The organism is Rhizobium leguminosarum (assembly GCF_010668065.1).
Lineage (GTDB): Bacteria > Pseudomonadota > Alphaproteobacteria > Rhizobiales > Rhizobiaceae > Rhizobium > Rhizobium leguminosarum_S.
This window is the reverse complement of sequence record NZ_WUEN01000007.1, coordinates 268442-281300: the sequence shown is the minus strand read 5'-3', so window position 1 is coordinate 281300 and position 12859 is coordinate 268442. Positions and strand designations below refer to the sequence as shown.

At 63.0% G+C, this 12859-nt stretch carries 9 protein-coding genes; 6 read left to right on the top strand and 3 right to left on the bottom strand.

Annotated features, from left to right (window positions below; translation table 11 throughout):
* The first annotated feature begins 104 nt into the window (after positions 1–104).
* Positions 105–983: a GNAT family N-acetyltransferase gene (locus GR198_RS21045; RefSeq protein ID WP_029873902.1), complete on the top strand. Its 879-nt coding sequence runs from the start codon at positions 105–107 to the stop codon at positions 981–983.
* 131 nt (positions 984–1114) lie between these two features.
* On the top strand, positions 1115–1747 hold the full coding sequence (locus GR198_RS21040; protein ID WP_164069528.1) for a bleomycin resistance protein: 633 nt from the start codon (positions 1115–1117) through the stop codon (positions 1745–1747).
* Between the two features lie 173 nt (positions 1748–1920).
* Here GR198_RS21040 and GR198_RS21035 read toward each other — a convergent pair whose 3' ends face one another.
* From GR198_RS21035 to GR198_RS21025, 3 genes are all read right to left on the bottom strand, one after another.
* The gene (locus tag GR198_RS21035) at positions 1921–2310 is read right to left on the bottom strand and encodes a type II toxin-antitoxin system VapC family toxin (protein ID WP_164055343.1); all 390 of its coding nucleotides are present in this window, start codon (positions 2308–2310) and stop codon (positions 1921–1923) included.
* A complete protein-coding gene (locus GR198_RS21030) occupies positions 2307–2549 on the bottom strand; it encodes a type II toxin-antitoxin system Phd/YefM family antitoxin (RefSeq protein WP_029873905.1) in 243 nt (80 codons plus the stop codon). The genes GR198_RS21035 and GR198_RS21030 overlap by 4 nt, the downstream gene beginning before the upstream one ends.
* 212 nt (positions 2550–2761) lie before the next feature.
* Positions 2762–5047 (bottom strand): NADP-dependent malic enzyme, encoded by a 2286-nt coding sequence (locus tag GR198_RS21025; RefSeq protein WP_003544898.1) that lies wholly within the window; start codon positions 5045–5047, stop codon positions 2762–2764.
* 113 nt (positions 5048–5160) lie between these two features.
* On the opposite strand from GR198_RS21025, the gene mutS reads away from it, so the two are divergent.
* The 4 genes from mutS to murJ all read left to right on the top strand — a co-directional run bounded on the left by mutS (position 5161) and on the right by murJ (position 12837).
* Positions 5161–7887 (top strand): DNA mismatch repair protein MutS, encoded by a 2727-nt coding sequence (gene mutS / locus GR198_RS21020; RefSeq protein WP_164069527.1) that lies wholly within the window; start codon positions 5161–5163, stop codon positions 7885–7887.
* A 12-nt stretch (positions 7888–7899) separates the two neighbouring features.
* On the top strand, positions 7900–8175 hold the full coding sequence (locus GR198_RS21015; RefSeq protein ID WP_003544896.1) for a hypothetical protein: 276 nt from the start codon (positions 7900–7902) through the stop codon (positions 8173–8175).
* Between the two features lie 136 nt (positions 8176–8311).
* Positions 8312–11218 carry a [protein-PII] uridylyltransferase gene (locus GR198_RS21010; protein WP_029873907.1) on the top strand — a complete coding sequence of 969 codons (2907 nt, stop codon included), beginning with the start codon at positions 8312–8314 and terminating at the stop codon, positions 11216–11218.
* Positions 11219–11256: 38 nt separating this feature from the next.
* Positions 11257–12837 (top strand): murein biosynthesis integral membrane protein MurJ, encoded by a 1581-nt coding sequence (gene murJ, locus GR198_RS21005; protein ID WP_164025272.1) that lies wholly within the window; start codon positions 11257–11259, stop codon positions 12835–12837.
* Positions 12838–12859 lie beyond the last annotated feature (22 nt).

Sequence of the window (12859 nt, the reverse complement as noted above, 5' to 3'; positions counted from 1 at the left end):
CTCGGAAACCGGCACGCTTCTTGCGCCTGGAAATTCAAAATGTCACTTTCCTGTCGTAGAGAAGTGTTTTATGGCGTCGATAAGCCGGCAACGGGAGAATCGTCATGTCCGCCATCGACATCCTGAATCGTGACACCACGGCGGAGGCTGCACGGCCCTCGACGGCTGCCGTGCAGAAGGACGGCGATATCCTCGGCCGCATCGGCAATCTGGAGACCCGCCTTGCCCGCACGGCACGCGAGATCGATGCCGCCCAGGCCGTGCGCTACCGCGTCTTCGTCGACGAAATGAAGGCGCAGCTGCCGCTGGACGCCATGCGCCGCCAGCGCGATGTCGACGCCTATGACGCCGTCTGCGACCATCTTCTCGTTCTCGACCGCTCGATCGAGGGCGACCCGGAAGACCAGATCGTCGGCACCTACCGGCTGCTGCGTCAGGATGTCGCCATCGCCAATGGCGGTTTTTACTCGGCTTCCGAATTCGAAATCGAGAGCCTCATCGCCAAACATCCAGACAAGCGCTTCATGGAGCTCGGCCGCTCCTGCGTGCTGCCGGAATACCGCACCAAGCGCACCGTCGAGCTGCTGTGGCAGGGCAACTGGGCCTACGCGCTGAAGCACGGCGTCAGCGCCATGTTCGGCTGCGCCTCTTTCCCCGGCGTCTATCTCGAAAGCCACGCGCTGGCGCTGTCCTTCCTCTACCACAACGTACTGGCGAAGAACGAATGGGCCGTCGGCGCCCTGCCGCATCTGGCCCGCAACATGGACCTGATGCCGGTCGAGGCCATCAACCCGAAGCGGGCGCTGATGGCCCTGCCGCCGCTGATCAAGGGCTATCTGCGCCTCGGTGCGATGGTCGGCTCCCACGCGGTCGTCGATCATGCCTTCAACACGACCGACGTGCTGATCGTGCTGCCGATCTCCAGCATTTCGGACCGTTACCTGAATTATTACGGCGCCGACGCCGGCCGCTTCGCGAGCTAAAAGCCGGGGACCGTCAGCCAAAGGCTTGACGATCTCTGGGCATCCCTTCATTCTGACATCGCGTTTTCCGTGGGGCGCATCGGCATTGTGCCGGCTGGGCTATGCCCGCCCATAATCTTCAACCATGCGCCATGCCGAATTTCGAAAACCTCCGCAAGCGAGCCAAGCTCTATAAACGCTGGCATCAGGACAGATATTATCCGGTCGCCGCTGAAATCCGGCGATGGCTTCCCCGTTACTCCAGCCTGGACGACCTTGAGATCCTCAAGCTGGATTTCAAGCTCGCCGACGCGCAGGAGCTGGTGGCGGCGAAGGAAGGTTTCGAAAGCTGGACAGCGCTGAAACAAGGACTGGCAAAAATGGAACCGCCCCTCCAGACAAGACCCGAAAAGCCGACTTTCATCGATGCGCAGCCGCAGCTCTTCGTCCGCGATATCGCCACTTCCTGCGATTTCTACACCGGCAGGCTCGGCTTCGAGCTCGCCTTCATTTATGGCGAGCCGCCTTTTTACGCGCAGGTTTTCCGGGGCGCGGCGCGGCTCAATCTCCGATCTTCCGACATGCCTTTGTTCCATCCGGATTTCCGGCTTCGGGAAGAGGATGCACTGTCGGCGACCATCACGCTCGATGACGCCAAGGCGCTGTTCCTGGAATACACGGCATCGGACGTCCCTTTTCATCAGGGCCTCAGGGCCGAACCATGGGGCGCCCAGACCTTCATCATCCGCGATCCCGACGGTAATCTCATCGCCTTTGCAAGCTGACCGCTAGAGCATGATGCCGAAAAGTGTGATCGGTTTTCGGACGACACCATGCTCTCACTATATGATGTAGAACAGGATTCAGATTTTAGGCCGACCCGGCCTAAAATCATCCTGTTCGCGCGGGACACAGGCTGCGCAATGGGATGCGATTCCCATCGGGACAGCTAAGCCCGTCACCGAAACAGCCGGATCGGACCGGGATAGAGCGCGACGGTCTCGTCCGTCGTCAGCAACTGAATGCCCTCGACGATCGCCTGCGCGATGAGGATCCGGTCGAAGGGGTCGGCGTGGATTGCCGGCAATCGATGCACCGCCAGCGTATGCATGACGGTGATCGGCAATTCGCAATAATCGTTGTCGATGAGGGCACGGTAGAAGAGCGGCGGATCGAGATTGAAATCGTCGCGGCCGACGGCGTGCTTGGCGCTGAGTTCACCAAAGCTTGCGGGGCTGAAGAACAGCTGGTTGAGCGGATCGGCGACCAACTCCTTCGCAGCAGTCGGCAGTTTCGGCGAATCCTCCGCAAGCAGGATCAGCAGCAGCGTGTCGAGAAGGAGCTTCATCGCGGTTTTGAAAACCTTGCGACGTCCTGCAGATCCATGCTGTCGAAATCATCCGGCACGGAGATCCGCCCCTTCAGGAAACCGACACGCCGGATCTGCTGCGCACCGCCGGCATCGAGCGGCACCACCTTGACCAGCGGCTTGCCGGCCTTGGCGATCACGAAGACCTCACCGTTCGCCGCGTTTTCGACGAGCCGCGACAGATGAGTCTTTGCTTCGTGGATGTTGATGATTCGCATCTCGGCTTCGGCATCCATAAACTTAGTTCAATCAACTTAGTTTATGGATCTGGATTTCGCAAGAAGCAAAATTCCCGTCGAATCAATTCCTTATCAGCAGCTTAGCGTAAATCGCAGCTTATGCGAAGCCGGGTAAGGACAATCCACAAGACGCTGTGCCCGGCCGACGCGGTCGGCCGGGCACAGAATGCCGTCCATATGCTCGGGCGAGTTTACGAACCCGCACCGTAGGCGGCGATCGCCGCCATGTTGACGATGTCGCTGTCCTTGGCGCCCATCGAGGTGATCTGCACCGGCTTGTCGAGGCCGACGAGAATCGGGCCGATCACCGTGGAGCCGCCGAGCTCCTGCAGCATCTTGGTCGAGATCGAGGCCGAGTGGAAAGCCGGCATGACGAGAACGTTGGCCGGCCCGGAGAGGCGGCAGAAGGGATATTGCTCCATCACCTTGCGGTTCAGGGCAACGTCGGCCGCCATCTCGCCGTCATATTCGAAATCGACGCGGCGCTTGTCGAGGATCTTTACCGCCTCGCGCACCCGCTCGGAGCGTTCGCCCGAGGGGTGGCCGAAGGTGGAATAGGCCAGCATAGCGACCCGCGGCGGATAACCCATGCGCCGCGCGAGACCCGCGGCCTCTTCGGCGATATCGGCAAGCTCTTCGGCCGTCGGCATGTCGTGCACCGCCGTATCGGCAACGAAGACCGTGCGGCCGCGGCAGAGCGCCAACGACACGCCGATAACGCGGTGGCCCGGCTTCTCGTCGATGCAGCGGCGCACATCTTCGAGCGCCGTCGAATAGTTTCGGGTGATGCCCGTCACCATGCCGTCAGCGTCGCCGAGCGCCACCATGGTGGCGGCGAAGTGGTTGCGGTCGTTATGGATCAGCCGCTGGGCGTCGCGGTGGAGATAACCGTGCCGCTGCAGCCGGGCATAGAGATAGTCGATATAGGCCTCGACCCGGGTCGAAAGCCGGGCATTGACGATTTCGAGGCCCGGCCGGTTGAGATCGATGCCGGCACGTTCCGCCGTCGCCCGGATCAGGTCCTCGCGGCCGAGCAGGATGGCGGTGCCGAGCTGCTGGTTGGCGTAGGACATCGCGGCGCGCAGGACCTGTTCTTCCTCGGCCTCGGCAAAGACGATGCGCTTTGGACGGCGGCGGACGCGCTCGTAAAGGCTGGCGAGCGTCGAGGCGATCGGATCGCGGCGCGCCGAAAGCTCGCGGGCATAACCGGCCATGTCGGTGATGACCTTGCGGGCGACGCCGCTTTCGATCGCGGCTTGCGCGACCGCCACCGGGATCGCCGAGATCAGCCTGGGATCGAAGGGAACGGGGATAATGTATTGCGACCCGAAACGCGGCCGGTTGCCCTGATAGGCGGCAACCACGTCATCGGGCACGTCCTCGCGGGCAAGGTTTGCCAGCGCGTTGACGGCGGCAATCTTCATCGCGTCGTTGATTGTGGAGGCGCGCACATCGAGAGCGCCTCGGAAGATGTAGGGAAAGCCGAGGACGTTGTTGACCTGGTTCGGATAGTCCGAACGGCCGGTCGCCATGATGGCGTCGTCGCGGATGCGGGCCACCTCTTCCGGGGTGATCTCGGGATCGGGATTGGCCATGGCGAAGATGATCGGCCGCTCCGCCATCGAGCGGATCATCTTGGCCGAAAACGCGCCCTTCTGCGACAGGCCGAAAACGACGTCCGCGCCTTTCATCGCCTCTTCCAGCGTGCGCGTGTCGGTCTTTGCCGCATGCGCCGATTTCCACTGGTTCATGCCCTCGGTGCGGCCCTGGTAGATGACGCCCTTGGTGTCGCAGAGGATGACGTTCTCTGGCGCAAAACCCATCGCCTTGATGAGTTCAACGCAGGCGATCGCCGCAGCACCCGCACCGTTGCAGACGAGCTTCGTCGTCTTCAGGTCGCGGCCGGTCAGCTCCAGCGCATTGATCAGGCCGGCAGCGGCGATGATCGCGGTTCCATGCTGGTCGTCATGGAAGACGGGAATGTCCATCAGCTCGCGCAGCCGGCTTTCGATGACGAAACAATCCGGCGCCTTGATATCCTCGAGGTTGATGCCGCCGAAGGAAGGGCCGAGGAAACGCACGCAGTTGATGAACTCGTCGACATTTTCCGTATCGATCTCGAGGTCGATGGAATCGACATCGGCAAAGCGTTTGAACAGCACCGCCTTGCCTTCCATGACGGGCTTGGATGCCAGCGCGCCGAGATTGCCGAGGCCGAGGATCGCCGTGCCGTTGGAAATGACGGCAACCATGTTGCCGCGCGCCGTATAATCGTAGGCGGTCTGCGGATCGGCGGCGATTGCCTTCACGGGCACGGCAACACCCGGCGAATAGGCAAGCGAGAGGTCGCGCTGCGTCGCCATCGGCTTGGTCGGGTTGATCTCCAGCTTGCCGGGCCGGCCCATCGCGTGAAAATCGAGCGCCTCCTGGTCGGTAACCGAGGTCACCGGCCGGTCTTTCTTATCGATATCGGGCATAAATCCTCCAACGTCCTGTGGGCGACGCTTTGCTCTTCCTCAAATGCTGTTGTCATCTATAGCGGCGCGCGGATAGGGTTGGCACCTGTTTTTTTGGGAAAAACTCCACCTCCGTGAACGCACGAATAGACACAGGGAATGAAGCCTTTTCGGCTGCCGAGCTCGCCACGGCGGAAAGCCGTGCCTCGGCAACGCCGATGATGGAGCAATATATCGAGATCAAGGCGAACAATCCGGGTTCGCTTCTGTTCTATCGCATGGGCGATTTCTACGAGCTGTTCTTCGAGGATGCGCTGGAAGCCTCACGCGCGCTCGGTATCACGCTGACCAAGCGCGGCCAGCACATGGGCCAGGATATCCCGATGTGCGGCGTTCCGGTGCATGCGGCCGATGATTATCTACAGAAGCTGATTTCGCTCGGCTTCCGCGTCGCCGTCTGCGAGCAGATCGAGGATCCCGCGGAAGCGAAGAAACGCGGCGCGAAATCCGTCGTCAAGCGCGACGTCGTCCGCCTCGTCACTCCAGGCACGATCACCGAGGAAAAGCTGCTTTCGCCCTCGGAATCCAACTATCTGATGGCGCTGACTCGCATTCGCGCCAGCGGCGAGGCCTTGCTGGCGCTTGCCTGGATCGATATTTCCACAGGCGTCTTTCGGCTTGCCGAGACCGAAGCCTCGCGGCTGCTTGCCGATATCCTGCGCATCGATCCGCGCGAACTCATCCTGCCCGACACGATCTTCCACGATCCCGAACTCAAGCCGGTCTTCGACGTGCTCGGCCGGACAGCCGTGCCGCAGCCTTCCGTGCTCTTCGACAGCGCCAGCGCCGAAGGCCGGATCGCGCGGTATTTCGGCGTCGCGACGCTCGACGGCTTCGGCACCTTCTCGCGCGCCGAGCTGGCAGCGGCCGCCGCCGCCGTCGCCTATGTCGAGAAAACGCAGATTGCCGAGCGGCCGCCGCTTGGAAAGCCGGAACGGGAAAGTGCCGCTTCGACGCTGTTCATCGATCCCGCCACCCGCGCCAATCTCGAACTTGCCCGCACGCTTTCGGGCGATCGCAACGGTTCGCTCTTGAAGGCGATCGACCGCACCGTCACCGGCGGCGGCGCCAGGCTTCTGGCCGAGCGGCTGATGTCGCCGCTGACCGACCCCGCCCGCATCAATGCGCGGCTTGATTCGATCGGCTTCCTGATCGACGAACCGCTGCTTTGCGGCAATCTGCGCGACACGCTGAAACATGTGCCCGACATGCCGCGCGCCCTGTCGCGCCTGGCGCTCGACCGCGGCGGCCCGCGCGATCTCTCAGCGATCCGCCAGGGCCTTGACGCGGCGGGCGGAGTTGCGGCGATGCTCGGCAAGGCGATGCTGCCCGAAGAGCTCGGCCAGGCGCTATCAGGGCTGCAGGCCCTTCCCGCGGCCCTGGAAAAGCTGCTTGCCGACACGCTTGCCGACGAATTGCCGCTGTTGAAACGCGATGGCGGCTTCCTGCGTGACGGCGCCAGCGCCGAGCTCGACGAGGTCCGGGCACTGCGCGACCAGTCCCGTCGCGTCATCGCCGGCCTGCAATTGCAATATGCCGAGGAGACCGGCATCCGGTCGCTGAAGATCAAGCACAACAACGTCCTTGGTTATTTCATCGAAGTGACCGCCGGCAATGCCTCGCCGATGACGGAGACGGCGGACGCGAAGGCCCGCTTCATCCACCGCCAGACGATGGCGAACGCGATGCGCTTCACCACGACCGAACTTGCCGACCTCGAAAGCCGCATCGCCAATGCCGCCGACCAGGCGCTTACGATCGAACTCGAAGCCTTCGACAGGATGACGGCGGCCGTCGTTGCGGAAGCCGAGGCGATCAAGTCGGGCGCCCGGGCGCTTGCCGTCATCGACGTCGCCGCAGGCCTGGCGCTTCTCGCCGAGGAGCAGGCCTATTGCCGCCCGCAGGTCGACGGCTCGAAGATGTTTGCCATCGAGGGCGGGCGCCATCCTGTTGTCGAGCAGGCGCTGCGGCGGCAGGCGGGCGGCCCCTTCGTCGCCAATCATTGCGATCTCTCGCCGAGGACCGGCGACCGGGACGGGGCGATCTGGCTGCTGACCGGCCCGAACATGGGCGGCAAGTCGACCTTCCTGCGCCAGAACGCGCTGATATCAATCCTGGCGCAGATGGGCTCCTTCGTGCCGGCGACCTCGGCCCATATCGGCATCGTCGACCGGCTTTTCTCGCGCGTCGGCGCCTCCGACGATCTGGCGCGCGGCCGCTCCACCTTCATGGTCGAGATGGTGGAGACGGCGGCGATCCTCAACCAGGCGAGCGACCGTTCGCTCGTCATCCTCGACGAGATCGGTCGCGGCACCGCGACGTTCGACGGTCTGTCGATCGCCTGGGCGGCCGTCGAGCACCTACATGAGGCCAATCGCTGCCGTGGGCTCTTCGCCACGCATTTCCACGAGTTGACCGTGCTTTCGGAAAAGCTTGGCCGGCTATCGAACGCAACGATGCGCGTCAAGGAATGGGACGGCGATGTCATTTTCCTGCATGAGGTCGGGCCCGGTGCTGCGGACCGCTCCTATGGCATTCAGGTCGCGCGACTTGCCGGGCTTCCAGCCTCGGTCGTGGCGCGCGCCCGCGACGTGCTCACCCGCCTGGAAGATGCCGACCGCAAGAACCCGGCGAGCCAGCTGATCGACGACCTGCCGCTTTTCCAGGTGGCGGTGCGCCGCGAGGAAACCGCCCGCGGGACCTCCAAGGTCGAGGAGGCGCTGAAGGCGATGAGCCTTGACGACATGACGCCGCGCGAGGCAATGGATGCGCTTTACGACCTCAAGAAAAAGCTGAAATAGGAGCGGCGCGCCATGTTCATGGAAAAACTGGTTCGCGAAACCGAGCGCCTCTCGCTCATCTGCTCCATGCTCGATACGATGCGGCGCGCCGATAAGGACCGCAATGCCCGCGGCTGGACTTCGCCGATCGGCATGCTGAAAATCACCCGCTGCTGCGCTGTGATCTCAGAGCTCGGAACCTCGATTGCCAAGGCCGGCTATCGCGAATGCGACAGGCAGGCGCTCGAGGAGATCATGCGCGAGACACGGCAGGTGCTGCATTTGCTGAATGCGCGGGCCGCCGGCTGAGAATTTCCGGGAAAGCCGGCGCCCTTGCGTCAAAGCGCCGTCGCCTCTTGCGGCGAACCAACACCATTTCGCCAAATTTAAAGGTTCTTGCAGTATGAAGGCCCGTGTCAATCGCCGGGCAAAGGGGCTATAGCGCATGCAGACGAAACAAGCGGCAGGCCGTGAACCGGCAGTCCGGCATGAACAGGAAACCGCCCCGGCGATAGCGATGCGCGACCTCGATTTCTCCAATATCCTCGACGTCGAGCTCTTGCAGAAGCAGTGTGACGCCGTTGCCGAGGCCAACCGCAACCGGCCCGACGTCCTGCGCGCCGATCTTCTGGCGGTGCTGAAGAAGGCGAGCACCGAAGGCCGGCAGAAGGCGCGCGAGGCACTGATGGCCGACGGCGGCGGGCTCAACTGCGCCTACCGGATTTCCTGGCTGCAGGACCAGATCACCACCGTCCTCTACAATTTCGCCACCGCCCATATCTTTCCGCAGCAGAAGGACAAGTTCGCGGTCACCGCCGTCGGCGGCTACGGCCGCGACACGTTGGCGCCGGGCTCCGATATCGACCTGCTGTTTCTCTTTCTGCCGAGGCCGGCGGAAGAGACGCACAAAGCGGTCGAATTCATGCTCTACGTGCTCTGGGACATGGGCTTCAAGGTCGGTCACGCCACCCGCACGGTGGAGGAATGCATTGCGCTTTCCAAGTCCGACATGACGATCCGCACCGCCATCCTGGAGATGCGCTACATCTGCGGCCTGCAGCGGCTGGAAACCGAGCTCGAGACCCGCTTCGACAAGGAGATCGTCACCGGCACCGGTCCCGAATTCATCGCCGCCAAGCTTGCCGAGCGCGACGAGCGCCACCGCAAGGCGGGCGACACGCGTTATCTCGTCGAACCGAACGTCAAGGAAGGCAAGGGCGGGCTTCGCGACCTGCACACGCTGTTCTGGATCTCGAAATATTATTATCACGTGCGCGACCAGGCGGAGCTGGTCAAGCTCGGGGTGCTGTCCAAGCACGAATACCGCCTGCTTGAAAAAGCCGATGATTTTCTCTGGGCGGTGCGGTGCCATATGCACTTCCTGACCGGCAAGGCCGAGGAGCGCCTGTCCTTCGATATCCAGCGCGAGATCGCCGAAGCCTTCGGCTATCACACCCGCCCGGGCCTTTCGGCCGTCGAGCGCTTCATGAAGCACTATTTCCTCGTCGCCAAGGATGTCGGCGATCTCACGCGCATCCTCTGCGCCGCCCTTGAAGACCAGCAGGCGAAGTCGATCCCGGGCCTCACCGGCGTCATCAGCCGCTTCACCCACCGCAACCGCAAGATCGCCGGTAGCGTCGAATTCGTCGAAGACCGCGGCCGCATTGCGCTCGCCGACCCCGAAGTCTTCAAGCGCGATCCGGTCAACATCATCCGGCTCTTCCACGTCGCCGACATCAACGGGCTGGAATTCCATCCGGACGCGCTGAAACGCGTTACCCGTTCCCTCGCGCTTATCGACAACGCCTTGCGGGAAAACGACGAGGCGAACCGGCTGTTCATGTCGATCCTGACGTCGAAGCGGGATCCGGCGCTCATCCTGCGCCGGATGAACGAAGCCGGCGTGCTCGGCCGCTTCATTCCCGAATTCGGCAAGATCGTCGCGATGATGCAGTTCAACATGTATCACCACTATACGGTCGACGAACATCTGATCCGCACCGTCGACATTCTCTCCGAGATCGACAAGGGCCGCGCCGAGGATCTGCATCCGCTCGCCAACAAGCTGATGCCCGGCATCGAGGACCGCGAGGCGCTTTATGTCGCCGTGCTCCTCCACGACATCGCCAAGGGCCGGCAGGAGGATCATTCGATCGCCGGCGCCCGCGTCGCCCGCAAGCTTTGCGTCCGCTTCGGCCTGTCGCAGAAGCAGACGGAAATCGTCGTCTGGCTGATCGAGGAACATCTGACCATGTCGATGGTGGCGCAGACCCGCGACCTCACCGACCGCAAGACCATCACCGATTTCGCCGACCGCGTGCAGTCGCTCGACCGGCTGAAGATGCTGTTGATCCTGACGATCTGCGATATCCGCGCCGTCGGTCCGGGCGTGTGGAACGGCTGGAAGGGACAGCTTCTGCGCACGCTCTATTATGAAACCGAGCTGCTGCTCGCCGGCGGCTTTTCGGAGGTCTCCCGCAAGGAACGCGCCAATGCCGCCGCCGAGGCGCTGCATTCGGCGCTCGCCGACTGGAGCCAGAAGGACCGCAATACCTATACCAAGCTGCACTACCAGCCCTATCTGCTCTCCGTGCCGCTGGAAGACCAGATCCGCCACGCCCATTTCATCCGCCAGGCGGATAAAGCGGGCCAGGCGCTCGCCACCACGGTGCGGACCGACAGTTTCCACGCGATCACCGAGATTACCGTGCTGTCGCCCGACCATCCGCGACTGCTCGCCGTCATTGCCGGCGCTTGTGCTGCGGCCGGTGCCAACATCGTCGACGCGCAGATCTTCACGACATCGGACGGGCGGGCGCTCGACACGATCCATGTCAGCCGCGAATTTACCGACGATGCCGACGAACTACGCCGGGCTGCGACGATCGGCCGGATGATCGAGGACGTGCTGTCCGGCCGCAAGCGCCTGCCCGAGGTCATCGCCACGCGCGCGCGCAACCGCAAGAAGAGCAAGGCCTTCGTCATTCCGCCGTCGGTCAACATCACCAACAGCCTGTCGAACAAGTTCACGGTCATCGAAGTCGAATGCCTCGACCGGCCGGGGCTGCTGTCGGAGATCACCGCCGTCCTTTCCGATCTGTCGCTCGACATCCAGTCGGCCCGCATCACCACCTTCGGCGAAAAGGTGATCGACACCTTCTACGTTACCGATCTAGTCGGCCAGAAAATATCAGGCGACAGCAAGCGCGCCAACATCACCGCCCGGATGAAGGCCGTCATGGCCGAGGAAGAAGACGAGCTGCGCGAGCGTATGCCCTCCGGCATCATCGCACCCGCCGCCACCGCCCGGACCCCGCCTGCCAGCGACAAGAAGGCCGGTTCCCCCATATGAGCCTGAACGCATGAGTCCCCACGCATGAGCCCAAACGCATGAGCTTGGTCAAGAAATTCGCGACCGTCGGCGGCGCCACCCTCGGCAGCCGCATCTTCGGCTTCGCCCGTGAAACGTTGATGGCTGCGGCCCTCGGCACCGGACCGATGGCCGACGTCTTCTACGCCGCCTTCCGCTTTCCGAACCTCTTCCGCCGGCTGTTTGCCGAGGGCGCCTTCAACGCCGCCTTCGTGCCGCTCTTTGCCAAGGAGATCGAGGCGAATGGCACCGATGGCGCCAAGCGCTTTTCGGAAGAAGTCTTTGGCGTGCTGTTTTCGGTGCTGCTGCTCATCACCATCGTGATGGAGCTTGCCATGCCGCTCTTGGTGCGCTTCGTCATCGCGCCGGGCTTTGCCGACGACCCCGAAAAGTTCTCGATCACGATCCGCATGGCGGCCGTGATGTTTCCCTATCTGATGTGCATGTCGCTGACGGCGATGATGAGCGGCATGCTGAATTCGCTGCATCATTTCTTCGCCGCCGCCATCGCGCCCGTCTTCCTCAACGTGGTGATGATCGGGGCGCTGTTTTATGCGCTCTATACCGGCGCCGATCCGCTGGCGACGGCCTGGTACCTCTCCTGGGGCGTTCTTGCCGCCGGCGTCCTGCAGCTTGCCGTCGTTTATGTCGGCGTGCTTGCGGCCGGCATGAGCATCGGCTTCCGTTTCCCGAAGATGACGCCGAACGTCAAGCGGCTGCTGATCCTGGCGGTGCCGGCGGCGGTGACCGGCGGCATCACCCAGATCAACCAGTTGATCGGCCAGGCGATTGCGTCGTCCCGCGACGGCGCGATCGCAGCACTGCAATATGCCGACCGCATCTATCAGCTGCCGCTCGGCGTCGTCGGCGTCGCCGTCGGCGTGGTGCTTCTGCCGGAACTTGCCCGGTCGCTGAAGGGCGGCAACCTGCGCGAGGCTGGAAACCTGCAGAACCGCTCGATCGAATTCGTGCTGTTCCTGACGATCCCCGCCGCCTTCGCGCTCTGGATCCTGTCCGACGAGATCATCCGCGTTCTCTACGAGCGCGGCGCCTTCCATCAGGAAAACACCGCCGTCGTCGGCTCGATCCTGGCGATTTACGGCATCGGCCTGCCGGCTTTCGTGCTGATCAAGGCGCTGCAGCCCGGCTTCTATGCCCGCGAGGACACCAAGACGCCGATGCGTTTTTCGGCCATCGCGGTTGCGACCAACTGCGCCACGGCGCTGACCCTCTTTCCCTATATGGGTGCGCCCGGCATTGCGGTTGCCGAGGCCACGGCCGGCTGGATCAGCACCGTACTGCTGTTTGCCACGCTTTTGCGCCGTGGCCACCTGACATGGGAATGGGCGCTGGCAAAGCGCACCGCCCTGCTGATCGTCGCTGCGGCCGTCATGGGTGCGGCCATCGTCTTCCTCAAGCAATATTGGGCGCCCTGGCTTGCTTCCGGCGCGCCGCTTCTCACCAAGATCGGCACCCTCGGGCTGCTGATTGCAATCGCCATGCTGATCTATTTCGCCGCCGCCTTCCTGGTCGGCGGGGCAAATCTCGGCATGATCCGACGCAATCTCAACCGCAAGCCGGCACCGGCAAAGGACGGGTGAGGTCGCACTTTTCCCGGAAATT